This is a genomic window from Kribbella rubisoli (assembly GCF_004217145.1).
GTDB lineage: Bacteria > Actinomycetota > Actinomycetes > Propionibacteriales > Kribbellaceae > Kribbella > Kribbella rubisoli.
The window spans coordinates 96,326-114,089 of the sequence record NZ_SHKR01000017.1 but is presented as its reverse complement, the minus strand read 5'-3'; the positions used below and the strand labels follow the sequence as shown (position 1 = coordinate 114,089).

Sequence of the window (17,764 nt, the reverse complement as noted above, 5' to 3'; positions counted from 1 at the left end):
CGCCCTTCTTGTGCGATCCTCATTTGACCTCGGCCCGCATGACCATCCGGAGCCCGACCAGCATCGGCAGGACGAGCCAGACGATCCCGGTGACGCCGATGTTGGCCCACTGCTCGCCGGTCAGGGACTTGTCGAAGACGAACAGACCGCTCTGCGCGAACTGGATGTCGACCCAGGGCTGCAGGGTGTGGAACCACTGTGAGCCTGCGGCCAGCAGACTGAAGATCGTGGGCAGCAGGAAGGTGAGGACGAAGTACGCCACCACCGCCCCGATCGACGCCCGGATCAGGACGCCCAGCATGAAACCGATCAGCAGGCTCAGCACCATGCCGAGGACGTAGTACAGGCATTGGGTGATCGTGACGTCCCACACCAGCGGGGTGCTGGTGACGGCGGCGCCCAACAGGTTGCCGAGGGCACCGACCGCGAACGTCAGCGCCATCGCCGCGATCGCGATGACGACCGACGAGATCGCCTTTGCGGTGATGATCCGGCCCCGGTGCGGGACCAGCGTGAACGTGGTCAGGCCGGTGCGTTGGCTCCACTCACTGGTCACGGCCAGGATCGCGACGAGCGGCAGGATGATCACCACCGGGAAGCGGATCGCGGTCGCGAAGGTGGAGTAGGTGAGCTGGTCGTGCTCGGCGAACAGGATCACACCGGCGGCGGCCAGTACGGCGGTGATCGCGATGCTGGCGATCAGCCAGAAACCGGATCGGGTGTCGAACATCTTGCGGAGCTCGACGGCGATGATCCGGGTCAACGGGACCGGACGGACGACGGCTCGGTGGGATCGGACGCCTTCCACTGCGGCGGCGGTCATGCCGGTGCTCCTTCGCGCTGGGTCGTGGAGGTGAGCTCGAGGAACATCTCCTCCAGGCCGGCACCTTCGGCGGCCCGCAGTTCGGTGAGGGCGATGCCCGACTCGAGCGCCACCGTCCCGACGAGTGCTGCGTCCGCGTCGGTCCGCAGCGCGCCGTCACCGGTCGGGCTCGCGGTGAGTCCCCAGTCGATCAGTGCTTGCTCGAGGCGGGCCAGGTCCACTGCGCGAACGATGGTGCCGGCCGCGTGCAGCAGTTCGGTCTTGGTGCCGTGGGAGACGATCCGGCCGTGGCCGATCATCACGATGTCGTCGGCAATGACCTCGATCTCGTGCAGCAGATGCGACGACAGCAGGACAGTTCCGCCGCGGTCGGCGTACCCGCGGAGCAGGTCACGCATCCAGCGGATACCTGCCGGGTCCAGGCCGTTCGCGGGCTCGTCGAGGATCAGCACGTCCGGGTCGCCGATCAGGGCGGTCGCGATACCGAGCCGTTGACGCATGCCGAGGGAGTACTCCCCCACCCGCCGGGACGCCTCGTCCGGGGTCAGGCTGACCGTGGTCAGCATCTCCTCGACCCGGGTGCGCGGCAGGCCCATCAGACGCTGGGCCAGGGTCAGGATCTCGCGGCCGGTGCGGCCGGCGTGCTGGGCCGACGCGTCGAGCAGGACTCCCACCTCACGTCCCGGGTTGGGCAGATCCGCGAACTTCCGCCCGGCGATCGTGGCAGTGCCGGACGTGGCCCGGGTGAGCCCGACCATGATCCGCATGGTGGTCGACTTGCCGGCGCCGTTCGGGCCGAGGAATCCGGTCACCCGCCCCGCGGCCGCGGTGAAGCTGACGTCGTCGACAGCGAGCGTGCCGCCGTACCTCTTCGAGAGTCCTTCGACGGTGATCATGCGGACAGGCCGGTGATGGCGATCTTGCCGCGGACCTTGCCGGTCGTCAGGTGGCGCATGGCATCCGGGACCTGGTCGAGCGGGTAGGTCCGGTCGAGGCTCGGGGTGATCTTGCCGGTCTCGATGAGGGCGGTGAGCCGCGGGAGATCGCTGCCGCGTTCCTTGTTGACGAAGAAGGTCAGCCGCTGGCGCACGAACAGCGACAGGGCCAGCGCGCGGAACTGCCGGTTCATCCCGCCGCTCAGACCGCCGCCGTCCTCACCACCGGTGATGACGGCCGTCCCTGTCGGGGTGAGTGCGCGTCGCAGGCGGGACAGCGTCGGGTTGCCGGCGATATCGATGATCAGGTCGTAACGCTTGCCGGTCGCCGCGAAGTCGTCGCGCGTGTAGTCGATGACGTGATCGGCGCCGAGCGCGCGGACGAGGTCGAGCTTGGAGGTGCTGGCCACGCCGGTGACTTCCGCCCCGAAGGCCTTGGCCAGCTGTACGGCGAAGCTGCCGACTCCACCCGATGCGCCGATGATCAGGACATGCTGGTCGGCCTCGATCCGGCCGGTGGTCAACGCGTCGAGGGCGGTGAGGGCCGAGATCGGCACCACGGCAGCCTCTTCGAAGGCGAGATTGGCCGGCTTGTGGGCGAGCTTGTCCTCGCGGGCCACGGCGTACTCGGCGAACGAGCCGGGCGCGACGCCGTACACCTCGTCACCGACGGAGAACCTGGTCACGCCGGGCCCGACGGCCTCGACCGTGCCGGCCACATCCCGTCCGGGCACCGGGTTTCGCGGGCCGCGGAGTCCGAACGCGAGCCTCAGCAGGTACGGCGTACCTGTCATCACGTGCCAGGTGCCGCGGTCGAGGCCGGCGGCGTGCACGCGGACGAGCACCTCGTTGGCGGCCGGTTCGGGACGGGCGATCTGGCCGACCCGCAGGACGTCGGCCTCGCCGTACCTGTCCTGCACGATCGCTCGCATCGTGGTCGTGGTCGTGCTGGCCATGGTGTTCCCCCTGGTGAGCTGGATCTCGGAGCGTGTGCCGGATCTCGGAGCCCCCAGCGCCGATGGCTTTTCGTACTAAGTACGGCGACCGTATCGTACTTTGTACGAAACTGCTATGGTCCGGGGATGGAAAGGTCCGTGAGCACTGGCGACACCCCGCGGGGACGGCAGCGGCTCAGCCGCGAGCGGGTACTGGACGCCGCCGTCGGGATTGCCGACGCGGGCGGGATCGGCGCACTCACGATCCGCTCACTCGCCCAGGAGCTCGGGGCGAAACCGATGTCGGTCTACTACCACGTGGCCGGCAAGGAGGCGATCCTCGACGGCATCGTCGATGTGGTCTTCAGCGAGATCGACCTGCCGTCGCCCGGCGGCGACTGGCGCTCGGAGTTGCGCCGGCGCGCAGCCTCGGCCCGGCAGGTACTGCGGCGACACCGCTGGGCCATCGGGCTGATGGAGTCACGGACCACCCCCGGTCCAGCGACGCTACGCCACCACGACGCGGTCATCGCGACCCTTCGCGCGGCCGGCTTCTCACTGGAGATGACGGCCCACGCTTACGCGCTGATCGACAGCTACACCTACGGCTTCGCACTCCAGGAAGCCGGCCTCCCCTTCGAGGGCCCCGACACGGTGGCCCCGGTCGCGGACTCGATCATGGAGCAGTTTCCCGCAGGCGACTATCCCCACCTCGTCGAGATGGCCACCGGCTACTACTTCAAAACCAGCTACGACTTCGCCGACGAGTTCGACTTCGGCCTCAACCTGATCCTCGACGCCCTGAGCAACTCCCTGTCATAGCCGGGCCAGCGCTTTCCGGTCCAAACCGGAGTACGGTGAGGGTAGCTCCGGAACGACGACATCCCACCTCGTGGTGCAGCCAAACCGGCCCTCCCGTTAGGGAACGTCATGTCCGATCCTCAGAGCACGCCTGAAAGCGCTGCCCCCGTCACGCCGCCGCCGTCGCCCGTGGACGAGCTGATGAAGCCGCTGACGAAGCGGGCGCCGCGTACGCCGTTGCGCACCGCCTGGACTCAGCTGCGCAACCTCGTACGCCGCGACAAGGCCTGACCGGCTGCCGTCACGCTGACCGCATTGGCCCAGGGATCCTCCACGGAAGTGGACCACGTCCCTGGGCCGATCTGGTCATAGCGTGAAGGCATGAGTTCAACCACGCGGCGAGTGAAGCTCGCCAACCTCGCGCCCGACTTCTACCAGGCCCTGATCGAGCTGGACAAGGTGTCCGACACCGGGCTGGACCCGAAGCTCGCGCACCTGGTCCGGATCCGCGCCTCGCAGATCAACGGCTGCGCGTACTGCACCGACATGCACTCGCTCGACCTGATGGAGTTCGGCTCGGAGCAGCAGCAGCGGATCGCGCTGCTCCCGGTCTGGCGGGAGGCGGAGAAGTTCTACACCGAGCAGGAGAAGGCCGCGCTGCAGCTGACCGAGGCGATCACGCTGATCAGCGTCGACCACGTGCCGGACGACGTGTACGAGGTCGCGGCCGCGGCCTTCGGCGAGAAGGACCTGGCCCAGCTGATCGCGCTGATCATCACGATCAACATGTGGACCCGGGTCGGTGTCACCGGGAAGATGGAGCCCGGCCACTACAAGCCGTGAGGTCGTATCCCCTATGACACAGACTGCAGAGTTGTTCAGAGCACTGCACCACGGGGGCACTCCCCTCATCCTTCCGAACGCATGGGATCCGGTGAGCGCCCGACTGATCGCCGAGGCCGGCTTCCCCGCTGTTGCGACCAGCAGCGGGGCGGTCGCCCGCGTCCTCGGGTACGACGACGGGCAGCTGACCCCGCCGGCGACGATGTTCAGCGCGGTCGCCAAGATCGTCCGCGCGGTCGACGTACCCGTCACGGCGGACATGGAGGCCGGGTACGGCCTGCCGGCGAAGGAGTTCGCGGAGAGGTTGCTCGAGACCGGCGCGGTCGGTTGCAACCTGGAGGACTCGCTCGACGGCGGGCTTGTCGACGTGGCGAAGCAGGCCGACTACTTGGCCGAGGTGCGCGCCGCCGCGGGAGCTGAGCTGGTGATCAACGCGCGGGTGGACACATTCGTCCGACCCGTCGACGATCCGGTCGCCGAGGCGGTACGCCGGGGACGTGAGTACCGTCGCGCCGGTGTCGACTGCGTCTATCCGATCCTCGCGCCGGTATACCAATTGGCTGAGGTGGTCGAGGGCGTCGGCGGACCGATCAACGCGCACGCTTCGCCGGGTGGGCCTACGCCTTCCGAGCTTGCGGCGGTCGGTGCGACGCGAATCTCCTATGGGACAAGCGTTCACGCCTACCTGATGACCAAGCTGCAGGAACTACTGCCGACGTTGGGCTAGGCACATGCCCTAACCCTCGAGCGTGCGTGGTAGACCGAAGTAGGACGCGACTGTCGTTTCGAAGTGGATGATCTCGTGGATCCGGTCGCCGGCGATGCCGATCACGACCACCCCGATCAGGTGAAGGCCGCCGGTGACCGGATCACGGATGTACTCGCCCCAGGCCGGCTGACCGTTCGCGCCGACCGGCACCATCGCCGCGATCAGCCGCCGGTGCGCGACGAGTGCGGTGAAGAATCGGTGCGCGGCCTCGATGCCGTGGTACTCGAACGGCAGCGGCGGCATCCGCACCCACGCGTCGCTGGTCAGCAGCGCGACCAGCGCATCGACGTCCTGCGCGGTGAACGCCTCGACGAAGCGGTCGGCCAGCTCCCGCTCCTCTGCCCCGCCGACACCTGATGGCCGGTCGGCCGCGTCGATCGTCGACCGAGCGCGAGCAAGTGCGCTGTTGACCGCGGCCTCGGTGAGGCCGAGCAGCTCCGCGGTCTCGCTGGCTCGATAGCCCAGTACGTCGCGCAGCAACAACACCGCGCGCTGATTCGGCGGGAGGAGCTGTACTGCGGTGACGAAGGCGAGCGAGATCGCCTCGCGCGACTGGTACCGCGCTTCTGGGCCGGGCAGCTGATCTGGTATGCCATCCAGGAGCACATCGGGATAGGGCTGCAGCCACAGCACTTCGCCCGAACGATAGGGCTCCGGCGCCGGGACCGGGAGCGGTGCCGTCGGCAACGGTCGGCGCGACGACGACCGCAGTACGTTCAGGCATCGGTTGGTGGCGATGCGGTAGAGCCAGGTGCGGATCGACGACCGGCCCTCGAATCCGCTCAGCCCGATCCATGCCGAGAGCAACGTTTCCTGCAGCGCATCCTCGGCGTCCTGCAACGATCCGAGCATCCGGTAGCAGTGCAGCTGGAGCTCCCGGCGATGCGGCTCGACCAGCGCCGCGAATGCCTCCCGGTCACCTTCCCGCGCACGCTGGAGCAGGTCGTCCGGCATGAGTCACCTCCGTAGTCATCAATCCTCGCACTGGTTGTGGACACCGGCATGGGCCCGAACTGATCGGTCGCGGAGCGAGCAGTTCTGGTCGTCGGTGCTGTCTGTCTCCTGTGCAAGCACTGTGAAGACCGAACGGAGACACCACCATGTCGATCGAGAACCGCACTGTCCTGATCACCGGCGCCAACCGAGGCATCGGACGTGCCCTGGTCGAGGAAGCCCTGCGCCGAGGCGCCAAGCGCGTGTACGCCGGAACGCGGGTCGCGCTCATCCATCCGGATGAACGGGTGACGTACCTGAGCCTGGACGTGACCGACCAGGCCCAGATCGAGGCGGCGGCGAAGACCGTCGAATCGCTCGACGTCCTGGTCAACAACGCCGGCTTGGCGGCGTACGACAACCTCGGGGACCGCGCCTTGCTGGAGCAGCACCTGGCCGTCAATCTCTTCGGGCCGCATGCCATGACCTCGGCGTTCCTGCCGCAGCTCGTCGAGTCGCGGGGCGCGATCGTCAACGTGTTGTCGGTGGCGGCGCTCGCGTCGCTGCCCATGATCCCGGCGTACTCGATCTCGAAGGCGGCGGCGTTCTCGCTCACGCAGTCGCAGCGTGCGTTGCTCGCGCCGCAGGGTGTGCGGGTGCATGCCGTCCTGACCGGGCCGACGGATACCGAGATGTCGCGGGATCTCGACGTACCCAAGGCGTCACCGGAGTCGGTCGCGCGGGCGATCTTCGACGGGGTCGCGGCCGGGGACGAGGAGATCTTCCCGGATCCGTTGTCGGCGATGCTGGCTCCGAGCTGGGCGGACGGCTCGGTGAAGGCTCTTGAGCGTCAGAATGCGGCGCTCATCGGCTGATCGGAGCTGATCGGCTGAGCGGCGCGCCATGGCTGAGTAGCCGGAGCGCGTAGACGAGGGCCCAGTCCTGGTCGTTCGCGAGAGGGTCGGCGATGTGCGCGGGCTGGCCGTTGACGCAGCTCGGGTAGACGAACGCGCAGGTCGCCGATCCGTCCGCGGTGAAGCTGACCAGGTTCGCGCGGAGGATCGCGTCCTCGGCGGCGTCGAGCCAGGCGGCCTGCTCAGGCGTGACGAGTTCGCGCGGCCAGGCGGCGTACACGACCGCGCTCAGCGCCGACCAGTAGTGCGGGAAGACGTCGCCCCACAACCGCAGCCGGCCGAACCAGTAGCCGTCCCAGTGCCGGATCGGAACATGCCGCAGCCGTACGTCGGGTTGGTCGGCGGCGAACGCGGTCAGCCAGGGCAGGCGGCGGGTCAGCTCGGCGCCGTCGATCTCGTCCGGCGCGATTTGGTATGCCGAAACGAGCAGCTCGAGGAGCGGGGCAACCATCGACTGCTCGTAGTTGACCTCGTGCGGCGGCAGCTCGTCGCCGTACCCGATGAAGGTTTTGGTATGCCGGATCAGGTGCTCGCGGAGACCGAGCTCGCTGAGGAGCGGGCCGAGATCGAACGCGAGGAAGTGGTCGCCGCCGAGTTCGTAGTACCGATTGAGGACGCGGGTCGCGCCGGCGCGGTCGCCCTGGCCGAGCAGAAAGCGCGCGAACCACGGGAAGTTGTAGAGGCGCACGGCGCTCTGGTGGACGCTGTCGTCCTGGATCGTGCCGGCGTCATCGAGCAAGTACTCGCGGACGAACCGCTCGTACCCGTTGAGCGCCTCGTCCAACTCGGCGCGGTCGCCCCAGCCGCGGTCGCGAACCTCCTGCAGGAGCAGGGCCATCCCGACTCGTTCGCGCGCGTCCGACCAGTCCCGCCAGGCGCTGGACAGGACGGTGAGGCCGCTGTCGTTGTCGTACGGCACGAAGGCGTACTTGCGGCTGCCGCCCAGCTCGGGGCGGCGTTGGTGGTCGAGGATGAAGCGGACGCGGCGTTCAGCGAGCTGCTGGAGTGGTTCGTGGAAGAGGACGGCGATCCGGGACCTGCCGTCGGGTGATTCGACGTACTGCAGGCCGGGCTCGGTGGCGGTGATCTCGCGGCCGTCGTGGAGCTGGATCGGCTCGGTGATCGCGGCTGCCAGGCGGTCGGCTCCGATCAGTGGCTGACGATCCGCGTGGAAGGCGGGCAGATCGGTATACCAACCGAGCTGCCAGGTCCACCGGTACGAGGCGCCGGGCTCGAGTGTGATGGCCGGTTGGCCTCCCATCGCGTGAGGTACCCGGGCGTGGTCGGTGACGTGGAGGTAGATGTGCCCGCGAATGTTGCTGCTCGTGCCGGGCTCGCGGGACTCGACGGAGTACGCCCAGAGCTCGCCTTCCTTCAGCTGCAGACCGAGCCCCGGTCCGCTGCCGTCCATCGGCACCGCCCAGACCCACGCGTCCGCGCCGCCGGTCCAGACATGCGCGTGCACGGCGCCCGTGAGGCTCTCGCGGCTGGACGTGTAGACGTCGCGGTACGGCGTACTGATCGCAAGGGAGCCGATCTCGATGGACTCGCTGCTCGTGTTGCGGAGCTCGTACGTCTCGGTCCACTGCTCGCCGAACCGGCGGCCGACGCGGAGCTCCAGCTCGCCGAACTGGTACATCAGGTCGATGCCGCTGCTCCGCCACCGAGTGAACGCGGGGTTGTCGAAACGGTATGCCGCACGGTCCGTGATCACGAATCCCTTGCCCCAGGCATGCAGACTGTCGTGCACGACCCCGTCGTCCAGCAGCACTCGCCGGCCGTCCGGGTGCAGCACCTGCACGACCGCCCCGTCGTCGCCGACCTGGACCTCGCCCTTGCTCTCGCTCTCACCGAATCCGAAACTTTCCACGGTTCGCCAACCTATCGATGTCGAGAACCGTTCTACGGCTCCGTCCCCCTGATGAGAACACGCTCAAGCGAAAGGTCGACTCCAGTGAACAAGCAGCAGATCGCCGAGATCCTCGCCAAGCCGTACGCCCAGCAGCTCCTCAACGGCCCCGAGCCGGCGCGTTTCGCCTACGACGGACTGGACGGCGACCCGCGCGTCATCCCGATCGGCTTCTGGGTCGAAGGCGAGCAGCTCCTGATCGCCACGGTGCCCAAGTCCGCCAAGGTCGCGGCGCTCCGCAAGAACCCGAAGGTCGCGCTGACCATCGACACCGGCGCGTTCCCGCCCAAGGTCCTGCTGATCCGCGGCACCGCCTCGCTGGAGCTGGTCCAGGGCGTCCCGGAGGGCTACCTGACCGCCGGCCACAAGGTGATGACCGACGAGCAGTACCCGGACTGGGCCGCCGGCGTCCAGAGCCTGTACGACGAGATGGTCGTCATCACGATCACGCCGACCTGGGCCAAGCTGCTCGACTTCGAGACCACGATCCCGAAGGCCGTCGAGGACCTGATCAAGGAGAAAAGCGCCGGCTGAGCACGGCCCGTGCCGGAACCGGTCTGCCCCTGTCCGACACTGTCGGTGGAGTACGGCATGCTTGGGGAATGGTATACCAAACCCAGGAGACGTCGATGAGCGACAGCCGGGAGTCCGAAACCGAGCGGGTCACGCGGCAGCTGCGGGACGAGATCCTCGACGGCGTGCGGCCACCCGGTGAGCGGCTGGTCGAGCGAGAGCTGGCGACCGCGCTCGATGTTAGCCGAGTGCCCGTCCGGGAGGCGCTCAAGGTGCTGGTGAGCGAAGGACTGGTGACTCCGCGGCCGCGGTCCTGGTCGGTCGTCCGCACGTTCACCGATTCCGACATCGCCGATCTGACCGAGGTGCGGACCGCATTCGAGCCGCTGACGTTCCGGCTGGCGGCCGAGCGCCGGACCCGCGAAGGGCTCGATCGGCTCAGAAAGACTTTGGACGAACAGCTTGTGGCAGCACGCGCGAAGGACGCCGTGGTCGCCCGGCGGAAGGCGGCCGACTTCCACGAGATCGTCACCGAGCTGGCCTCGAACGAACTCCTGATCGAGATCGAGCGCCCGCTGCGCAGCCGGATGCGCTGGCTGCTCACCCAGCACGACGACCTGATCGCGGTCGCCGGTCAGCACCTCGAGCTGTACAGGGCGATAGCGAACCGCGATGTCGACCAAGCCGAGCGGCTGGCGAGCGACCATCTGGCCCAGTCGCAGGTCCTGTTCCGGTTCAGCCGCGGCATGGATTGACGGCCGGCCGGGCGCTCTCCCGGCCGATGGCGGTGAGGTAAATTTGGTATACCATTCTTTGTCATGACCTCCTTGCTGCTTGCTGACGTGCGCCCGTGGGGCGGTGACCCGGTCGACCTCGCGATCGCCGATGGTGTGATCACGGAGATCACGGAGACTGGACGTCGGGCCTCGGCAGATCAGCAGCAGGTCATCGACGGTCGCGGTCTTCTTGCGCTGCCGGGCTTCGTCAACGCGCACGCTCACGTGGACAAGAGCTGGTGGGGCCAGCCATGGGTCTCGTACGGCGGCGAGCCGACGACGCAGGGCCGGATCGCCCACGAGCGTGCCGAGCGCGGCAAGTACGGGATCCCAAGCGTCGCGGGCGCCACCGCAGTACTGCGTGAGTTCTTGCGGCACGGCACGACGGCCACCCGCACGCACGTCGACGTCGACCTCGGTGTCGGACTCGACGGGATCGCGAACGTGCGCGAGGCGGCCGACGCGCTCGGCGGTGCGGTCGAGGTGGAGATCGTCGCATTCCCCCAGGACGGCGTACTGCGGCGTCCCGGCGTACTCGAGCTGCTGGACAAGGCCGCGGCAGAGGGCGCCACCAGCATCGGCGGACTCGACCCGGCGTCGATCGACCGCGACCCCGTTGGCCAGCTCGATGCGTTGTTCGAGATCGCGGCGCGGCGTGAGGTCGGCATCGACATCCATCTCCACGACCGCGGTGACCTCGGCGCGTTCCAGTACGAGCTGATCATCGAGCGCACCCAGCAGGCCGGCCTCGGCGGCAAGGTCAACGTGTCCCACGGATTCGCCCTCGGCGAGCTGGCCCCGGCGCGACGGGCCGAAATGGTAGACCAACTCGGCGAAGCCGGGATCTCGTGGACGACGGTCGCGCCGATCAACTCGGCGCCGCTGCCCTGGCAGGAGATGCGTACGGCGGGCGTCGCGATCGGGCTCGGCACCGACGGCATCCGCGATCTTTGGTCGCCGTACGGCGATGGCGACCTGCTCCAGGTTGCTCGCCAGTTCGCGCGGCTGCACGGGCTGCGCGCCGACGAGGACCTCACGTACGCGATCGAGCTCGCGACCACGTACGGCGCGCCGTTCGTCCACCGCGAGAACTACGGCCTGACGCCGGGAGCGCGCGCGGACGTCGTACTGCTCGATGCCGAGAACGTGCCGGATGTGCTCGTTCGTGCGCCGCGTCGTGAGCTGGTCATCGCCGGCGGGCAGGTCGTCGTACGCGACGGCGAACTCCGGGCGTGAGCACCAACTCTGTCGTCGAGCGGACGCTTGGCTCGCTGCGGGACAACCGGGCGTTTCGCCTGTTCTGGTTCTCGAATCTGTTCTTCTTCGGTGGCGTGTGGACCCAGACGCTCGTACTCGGATGGCTCGCGTATCAGACCACGCACTCCGACTTTCTCGTCGCGGTGTTCACGGCTGTGCGGCTGGCTCCCTTGCTGCTCGGACCGTTCGCGGGTGCGTTCGCGGATCGGCACAACCGGGTCCGCTTGCTGATCATCGCGGCCTCGTGGGCGCTCGTCGCGGTCAGTGCCGTTGCCACGCTGGCGTCGCTCGGGCGGGCGACGTACTGGGTGCTGGTGCTCGGCGGGTTCGCGATCGGGCTCGCGCAGTCCCCGTCGCAACCGGCGCGTGCCTCCCTCGTGCTCGATCTCGTCGGGCGTCAGAACCTCAGCAACGCGAACGCACTCAACTCGATGGCGCTGAACATGACGCAGGTGATCGGGCCGGCGATCGGCGGTCTGATGATCACCGGGCTCGGTGCGCCGGCCGCGCTGTGGGTCTCGACATTTTGGTATGCCATTTCTCTGGTCACCCTGCTGCCGTTGCGGCGGTACGGGCAGGTGGTCGGCGGGCATACCGAATCAGCAGTGCGAATGGTGACGAGCGGCCTACGCGAGATCGCCCGGAACCGGCTCGCCGCCACCGTCCTCCTGATCACCCTGGCGGCGAACACTCTGCTGTGGCCGGTCGCGCAGGGCTTCATACCGGTCTTCGCGCAGGAGTCGCTCGGCCTCGATGCTGCCGGCCTCGGCTGGCTCCTCACCTGTGCGGGCGTCGGAGGTCTGGCCGGTTCGCTGGTGATCGCTTGGCTGGGCGACTTCCGCTTCAAGGGCGGCATGTTCCTTGTCGGCACGGCCGTGTGGGGCGCGCTCTGGGGCATGTTCGGTCTGTCCCACAGCGTGATCGCGTCGTTCGTCCTGATGACCGCGATCGGTGTGATGAGCGCGGCGTTCGGCGTACTGCAAACCACTCTGCTCCTGATGACGACGCCTGAGTCCCTTCACGGTCGTGCGCTGGGCGTCCAGGAGCTTGCCATCGGCATCATGCCTGCGGCGAGCCTCGTTCTCGGTGCCTTCGCCGAGCGCTACGGCGTCGACATCACCACGTTCGTCAGCGCCGTCTTGCTTGTCGTTACGGTCGCCGCCCTCGGCATCTGGACGCCGCGACTCCTCCGCTACGGCGGCGACCACAGCGGCGACCACAGCGGCGACCAGGGAGGCGACCAGGGAGGCGGTCACAGCACCGGACGAACTACCGTGACTCCGTGAGCTTCCTCTGAAGGAGGGCTGATGGCGGTAAGGGTTCGGCGGGTCTACGACCCGGTGGAGGACGACGGCGGCGAGCGGGTGCTGGTCGATCGGCTGTGGCCGCGCGGGCTCAGCCGATCGAAGGCGCGGATCGACGACTGGTGCAAGGACGTTGCCCCGTCGACCGAACTGCGCGAGTGGTACGGCCACGACCCGACCCGGTACGACGAGTTCGCGCGCCGCTACCGCACCGAGCTCAACGATCCCGTCCGCGCTGCCGCCCTCAGCCACCTCCGCGAGCTGGCCGAGAACGGCACCCTGACACTCCTCACCGCCACGAAGGACTTCGCAATCAGCCAGGCAGCCGTCCTCGCCGAACTCGTCGACTGAGAACAGCAGATCAGCCGCGCAACACGACGCTGGACTCCGACGTCAGGGCGAGGAAGGTCAGCGACTCCTGCAGGTACAGCTCGACGGTGTCGGCGTCGTGGGACAGGTAGCCGATCGACAGGTCCTGGCCGAGGTGCAGCTCGTAGTCACCACCGCGCGTCGACACCAGCAGAGCGCCTTCGAGAGCCGGTGCCCAGATGATCTCGCCGTCGCCGACCAGCCGGGCCAGGTGGTCGCGGATCGGGTAGCCGTGGTCCGTTGTCTCGGCGACCGCGGTGTACAGGTCGGCGGACAGCAGCAAGCTGTACGGCCCGTCGACCCCGGCGAGTCGAAGCACGCTCAGTGCCTGAGCCACAGAGTCGGGCAGGTCCTTAGCATCGGACGGCAACGCGAGTACGTCGTTCGAGCTGCTCGGCGCGAGACCCTCGATCCCGGCGGCGCCGGAGCCGTGGAAGACCAGGTGGTCCTCGGCGTACGCGATCTGCTTCGCGGCGTCCTTGACCGGCTGCCAGTCGGAGTCCTTCGCGCCGCGCTCCACGTCGTCGACGGCCGCCCGGGTGACGGTGAACGGGACGCGCAGCTCGATGACCGGCTGGGACAGCCGCCGGTGCGCGATCACGCCGTCGCCCGGCGCCTCGACCGTCTCGAGGTGGCCGGTGCCGACCGAGGACAGCTCCGGTCCGGACGGGCCGACCAGGTCGACCACCCGTCGCCCGGCGATGTCGCGGGTGAAGGTACGGCGAGCCTCCTCCTCGATCTCGCCCCAGGCGGCGTCCGAGACCGGGGCCAGCTCGCGGTGCAGGTTGTTCGTCATGTGCGACTCCTTCTGAGGCTGCCGATACCCAGCGACCCGTCCGCGGTATTCGTTGCGGGCGTGGTCCGGGTGGGTGCAGGCGACGGGTCTTCGAGGAACTCCGCGGTCGGCACGAAGAACAGACTGCCGGTGACCGCGGTCGAGAAGTCAAGGATCCGGTCGTGGTTCCCGGGCGGCTCACCGACGAACATCCGGTGCAGCATCCGCTCGATCACGTCCGGCGTGGCGGCGTACCCGATGAAATAGGTGCCGAACTCGGCCGCCCCGGGTGAGCCGAAGGCCATGTTCTCGCGGACGATCTGCCGCTCGGTGCCGTCCGGGTCGACGATCGTGGTGGCCGCGACGTGCGAGTTGGCCGGCTTGTCAGCGTCGGACAGCTCGAAGTCGCTGATCTTCTCCCGGCCGATCACGCGCTCCTGCTCGGCGACCGGCAGCGCCTGCCAGGCGTCGAGGTCATGCAGATACTTCTGTACGACGACATAGCTGCTGCCGGCGTACGCCGGGTCCTCGTCGCCGACCGTGATCGCGGCGACCGCCTTCGAGCCGGTCGGGTTCTCGGTGCCGTCGACGAAGCCGAGCAGGTCGCGCTCGTCGAAGTACTTGAAGCCCTGTACTTCGTCGAGCACCTTCACGTGGCCGGCCAGCCGGGCCATCACCTGGCGGGCGAGCTCGAAACACAGGTCGAGGCGGCGGGCGCGGAAGTGGAACAGCAGGTCACCGTGCGTCGCCGGCGCGCTGTGCTTCGCACCGGACAACGCCCGGAAAGGATGCAGCTCGCGTGGAGCCGGCGCACGGTACAGCCGGCTCCACGCGGACGCGCCGATGCCGACGACGCAGCTCAGCTGGTCGTCCGGCGCGCGGAATCCGACAGCACGCGTGAGCCCGGCGACGTCCTCGAGCAGGGCCCGCGCGGTGTCCTCGGATCCGGGACGTACGGCGAGCACCAGGAAGACCGCCGCCTTCGCGGGCTCACGCAGTACCTCCTGAATCAGGACCACCACTTCCCGCTGCTGGACAGCGCGTCCGCGGTCTGGTGCGTGGTGTCGAGGGCGTCGAGGTCGGCCACCGCGGCGTCGTCGAGCTCGAAGTCGAACACGTTGAAGTTCTCGACGATCCGGTCCTGGTGGACGGACTTCGGAATGACCGAGAGCCCCTTCTGGATCGCCCAGCGGATCAGGACCTGAGCCGGGGTGTGGCCGGTGGCCTCCGCGATCCGGGCGAGGGCCGGGCCGTCGAGATGGCGGCCGGTGCCGAGCGGGCTGTAGGCCTGCGAGACGACGCCGGCCTCTTCACCGGCGGCGACCAGCCCGGCGCGGTACTCGAACGGGCTGAACTGGATCTGGTTCACGGCGGGCTGGATGTTGGCGACCTTCGAGAGCTCCTGGATCTCGTCGGCGCCGAAGTTCGAGATGCCGATGCCCTTGGTCAGGCCGGCTTCGACCGCAGCCTCCATGCCCGGCCAGGCCCAGGTCGGACCGCCCTGCGGCCAGTGGATCAGGTACAGGTCGAGGTACTCCGTGCCGAGCCGCTCGAGGCTCTTCTCCGCCTCGACCCGCGCGTCTTTGCCGCCCGGGTAGAACTTCGTCGTGAGGAAGATCTCTTCCCGCGGTACGCCGCTCTCGCGGATCGCCTTTCCGACACTGGCTTCGTTCCCGTACGCCTGAGCTGTGTCGATCAGCCGGTAACCGGCTTCGAGCGCCCAGGTGACAGCGCGCTCAGTCTGCGCACCGTCGTCAACCTGCCAGACCCCCAACCCAAACATCGGGATCTCAGTTCCATTCGAGAGCTTACGAGTCGTCACGGTCATGTACTTCTTCTACCACGCGCGACCTACAGCTTGTTGGCGTGGCGGATTACTTGGACGACGTCGGCCATCATGCCGGTGAGGTCGTAGTCCTTCGGGGTGTAGATGGCGGCTACGCCGGCGGTGCGCAGGGACTTGGCGTCGGCGTCGGGGACGATGCCGCCGACGACAACGGGCACGTCTTCGAGGCCTGCCTCGCGGAGACCGGCTACCACCTGTGGGACCAGCTCCATGTGGGAGCCGGAGAGGATGGAGAGGCCTACGCAGTGGACGTCCTCGGCTACGGCGGCGGCGACGATCTCCTCGGGGGTCAGGCGGATGCCTTGGTAGATGACCTCGAAGCCGACGTCGCGGGCGCGGACGGCGACCTGCTCGGCGCCGTTGGAGTGACCGTCGAGGCCCGGCTTGCCGACGAGGAGACGGAGGCGGCCACCGAGTTCCGAGGAGGTTTCCGCGACCTTCGCGCGGACCGCCGCGATCTGGGCGCCGCCCGCAGAGACTCCGACCGATCCGGATACGCCGGTCGGCGCGCGGTACTCGCCGTACATCTCGCGGAGGACCCCGGCCCACTCCCCCGTCGTCACACCGGCGCGAGCGCACTCGAGCGTGACGGGCATGAGGTTGTCGGTGGTCTTGGCAGCGGCGCGTAGCTTGCCCAGCGCGGCGTCAACCGCGGAGGCGTCACGCTGAGCGCGCCAACTCTGCAACGAGGTCAGCGCAGCCGACTCGGCGGCCGGGTCGACGGTCTGGATCGCGGTGTCGAGGTCGGCGGTCAGCGGCGACGGCTCGGTGTTCTCGAACCGGTTCACGCCGACCACGACCTGCTCGCCGGACTCGATCCGCTGGCGACGTTCGGCGTGCGATGCGACCAGCGCCTGCTTCAAGTACCCGCTCTCGACCGCGGCGACCGCACCGCCCATCGCCTGCACGCGGTCGATCTCCTCGCGTGCGCCCTCGACCAGCGAGGCCACCTTCGCCTCGATCACGTGCGATCCGTCGAAGATGTCGTCGTACTCGAGCAGGTCGCTCTCATAAGCCAGCACCTGCTGCATCCGCAGCGACCATTGCTGGTCCCACGGCCGCGGCAGCCCCAGCGCCTCGTTCCACGCCGGCAGCTGCACCGCACGCGCCCGCGCGTTCTTCGACAGCGTGACGCCGAGCATCTCGAGCACGATCCGCTGCACGTTGTTCTCCGGCTGCGCCTCGGTCAGCCCGAGCGAGTTCACCTGTACGCCGTACCGCAGCCGCCGCGCCTTCGGATCTGTCACGCCGTACCGCTCGAGCGTCAGCTGATCCCACAGCTGCACGAACGCGCGCATCTTGCACGTCTCCTCGATGAACCGCACGCCGGCGTTCACGAAGAACGAGATCCGCTGTACGACGTCGCCGAACCGCTCCGGCGGCACCTGCCCGCCGTCGCGGACCCGATCGAGTACGGCGGTGGCCGTCGACAGCGCGAACGCCAGCTCCTGCACCGGCGTCGCCCCCGCCTCCTGCAGGTGGTAGCTGCAGATGTTGATCGGGTTCCACTTCGGCATCTGCGCGACCGTGTACGCGATCACGTCGGTCGTCAGCCGCAGCGACGCGTCCGGCGGGAACGCATACGTCCCGCGCGACAGGTACTCCTTGACGATGTCGTTCTGCGTCGTACCGGTCAGCTCGTCCGGCAGCGCGCCCTGCTCCTGGGCCGCGACCTGGTACAGCGCGAGCAGCCACATCGCGGTCGCGTTGATCGTCATCGACGTGTTCATCTGCGCGAGCGGGATCTGGTCGAACAACGCCCGGACGTCGCCGAGATGAGCGACCGGTACGCCGACCTTCCCGACCTCACCCTTCGCCAGCGGATGATCGGCGTCGTACCCGGTCTGCGTCGGCAGGTCGAACGCGACCGACAGCCCGGTCTGCCCCTTCGCCAGGTTCCGGCGGAACAACGCGTTGGACTCAGCCGCGGACGAGTGGCCCGCGTACGTGCGCATCACCCAGGGTCGATCCGAGGTCGCCATGTACCCGAGAGTAGGACTGTGTGCCCTTGTGAGTCTGCCCCTCGTGACTGGTGTCACGAGGGGCGTGGATCACAGGGGAC

19 protein-coding genes are annotated in these 17,764 nt (G+C 68.4%); 10 read left to right on the top strand and 9 right to left on the bottom strand.

Translation table 11 applies throughout. The features are described 5' to 3' along the window. Positions 1–19: 19 nt before the first annotated feature. The 3 genes from EV645_RS36080 to EV645_RS36070 are packed head-to-tail and all read right to left on the bottom strand — an operon-like array spanning position 20 to position 2,714. Positions 20–823: an ABC transporter permease subunit gene (locus EV645_RS36080; protein WP_130448734.1), complete on the bottom strand. Its 804-nt coding sequence runs from the start codon at positions 821–823 to the stop codon at positions 20–22. Then, positions 820–1,719 (bottom strand): ABC transporter ATP-binding protein, encoded by a 900-nt coding sequence (locus EV645_RS36075; protein ID WP_130448732.1) that lies wholly within the window; start codon positions 1,717–1,719, stop codon positions 820–822. Before EV645_RS36075 ends, EV645_RS36080 begins: the two co-directional genes overlap by 4 nt. Beyond that, positions 1,716–2,714, bottom strand: coding sequence for an NAD(P)-dependent alcohol dehydrogenase (locus EV645_RS36070; RefSeq protein WP_242000875.1), 999 nt, complete (start codon positions 2,712–2,714; stop codon positions 1,716–1,718). The genes EV645_RS36075 and EV645_RS36070 overlap by 4 nt, the downstream gene beginning before the upstream one ends. Positions 2,715–2,840: 126 nt before the next feature. Between EV645_RS36070 and EV645_RS36065 the strand changes: the two genes are divergently transcribed. The 4 genes from EV645_RS36065 to EV645_RS36055 all read left to right on the top strand — a co-directional run bounded on the left by EV645_RS36065 (position 2,841) and on the right by EV645_RS36055 (position 5,064). Then, on the top strand, positions 2,841–3,515 hold the full coding sequence (locus EV645_RS36065) for a TetR/AcrR family transcriptional regulator (RefSeq protein ID WP_130448730.1): 675 nt from the start codon (positions 2,841–2,843) through the stop codon (positions 3,513–3,515). A 108-nt stretch (positions 3,516–3,623) separates the two neighbouring features. Then, positions 3,624–3,785, top strand: a complete 162-nt coding sequence (locus EV645_RS42035) for a hypothetical protein (protein WP_157997239.1) — start codon at positions 3,624–3,626, stop codon at positions 3,783–3,785. A gap of 90 nt (positions 3,786–3,875) precedes the next feature. Next, positions 3,876–4,337 carry a carboxymuconolactone decarboxylase family protein gene (locus EV645_RS36060; RefSeq protein ID WP_130448728.1) on the top strand — a complete coding sequence of 154 codons (462 nt, stop codon included), beginning with the start codon at positions 3,876–3,878 and terminating at the stop codon, positions 4,335–4,337. Between the two features lie 13 nt (positions 4,338–4,350). Beyond that, positions 4,351–5,064 (top strand): isocitrate lyase/PEP mutase family protein, encoded by a 714-nt coding sequence (locus tag EV645_RS36055; protein ID WP_130448726.1) that lies wholly within the window; start codon positions 4,351–4,353, stop codon positions 5,062–5,064. Between the two features lie 9 nt (positions 5,065–5,073). On the opposite strand, the gene EV645_RS36050 is transcribed toward EV645_RS36055, so the two are convergent. Continuing rightward, positions 5,074–6,060 (bottom strand): sigma-70 family RNA polymerase sigma factor, encoded by a 987-nt coding sequence (locus EV645_RS36050; RefSeq protein WP_130448724.1) that lies wholly within the window; start codon positions 6,058–6,060, stop codon positions 5,074–5,076. Positions 6,061–6,206: 146 nt separating this feature from the next. Here EV645_RS36050 and EV645_RS36045 point away from each other — a divergent pair, with 146 nt between their 5' ends. Beyond that, complete coding sequence (locus EV645_RS36045) at positions 6,207–6,914, top strand: SDR family NAD(P)-dependent oxidoreductase (protein ID WP_130448722.1); 708 nt, start codon at positions 6,207–6,209, stop codon at positions 6,912–6,914. On the opposite strand, the gene EV645_RS36040 is transcribed toward EV645_RS36045, so the two are convergent. Next, positions 6,904–8,823 (bottom strand): hypothetical protein, encoded by a 1,920-nt coding sequence (locus EV645_RS36040; protein WP_130448720.1) that lies wholly within the window; start codon positions 8,821–8,823, stop codon positions 6,904–6,906. The genes EV645_RS36045 and EV645_RS36040 overlap by 11 nt on opposite strands. A gap of 84 nt (positions 8,824–8,907) precedes the next feature. Here EV645_RS36040 and EV645_RS36035 point away from each other — a divergent pair, with 84 nt between their 5' ends. The 5 genes from EV645_RS36035 (at position 8,908) to EV645_RS36015 (ending at position 13,063) form a co-directional block, all read left to right on the top strand. Then, entirely contained in the window at positions 8,908–9,396 is a 489-nt protein-coding gene (locus EV645_RS36035; RefSeq protein ID WP_130448718.1) for a pyridoxamine 5'-phosphate oxidase family protein, read from the top strand. A gap of 95 nt (positions 9,397–9,491) precedes the next feature. Further along, positions 9,492–10,130: a GntR family transcriptional regulator gene (locus EV645_RS36030; protein ID WP_130448716.1), complete on the top strand. Its 639-nt coding sequence runs from the start codon at positions 9,492–9,494 to the stop codon at positions 10,128–10,130. A 63-nt stretch (positions 10,131–10,193) separates the two neighbouring features. Beyond that, a complete protein-coding gene (locus EV645_RS36025; RefSeq protein ID WP_130448714.1) occupies positions 10,194–11,387 on the top strand; it encodes an amidohydrolase in 1,194 nt (397 codons plus the stop codon). Continuing rightward, entirely contained in the window at positions 11,384–12,694 is a 1,311-nt protein-coding gene (locus tag EV645_RS36020; protein ID WP_130448712.1) for an MFS transporter, read from the top strand. Before EV645_RS36025 ends, EV645_RS36020 begins: the two co-directional genes overlap by 4 nt. Before the next feature lie 21 nt (positions 12,695–12,715). Then, on the top strand, positions 12,716–13,063 hold the full coding sequence (locus EV645_RS36015) for a DUF488 domain-containing protein (RefSeq protein WP_130448710.1): 348 nt from the start codon (positions 12,716–12,718) through the stop codon (positions 13,061–13,063). Positions 13,064–13,073: 10 nt separating this feature from the next. Here the strand turns inward: EV645_RS36015 and EV645_RS36010 are convergent, their stop codons facing one another. The 4 genes from EV645_RS36010 to EV645_RS35995 all read right to left on the bottom strand — a co-directional run bounded on the left by EV645_RS36010 (position 13,074) and on the right by EV645_RS35995 (position 17,684). Next, on the bottom strand, positions 13,074–13,877 hold the full coding sequence (locus EV645_RS36010) for a family 1 encapsulin nanocompartment shell protein (RefSeq protein WP_130448708.1): 804 nt from the start codon (positions 13,875–13,877) through the stop codon (positions 13,074–13,076). Beyond that, positions 13,874–14,878, bottom strand: coding sequence for a Dyp-type peroxidase (locus EV645_RS36005; RefSeq protein ID WP_206751463.1), 1,005 nt, complete (start codon positions 14,876–14,878; stop codon positions 13,874–13,876). The genes EV645_RS36010 and EV645_RS36005 overlap by 4 nt, the downstream gene beginning before the upstream one ends. Next, positions 14,866–15,639 carry an aldo/keto reductase gene (locus EV645_RS36000; protein WP_242000873.1) on the bottom strand — a complete coding sequence of 258 codons (774 nt, stop codon included), beginning with the start codon at positions 15,637–15,639 and terminating at the stop codon, positions 14,866–14,868. Before EV645_RS36000 ends, EV645_RS36005 begins: the two co-directional genes overlap by 13 nt. Before the next feature lie 68 nt (positions 15,640–15,707). Beyond that, positions 15,708–17,684 carry a protein meaA gene (locus tag EV645_RS35995; protein WP_130448704.1) on the bottom strand — a complete coding sequence of 659 codons (1,977 nt, stop codon included), beginning with the start codon at positions 17,682–17,684 and terminating at the stop codon, positions 15,708–15,710. Positions 17,685–17,764 lie beyond the last annotated feature (80 nt).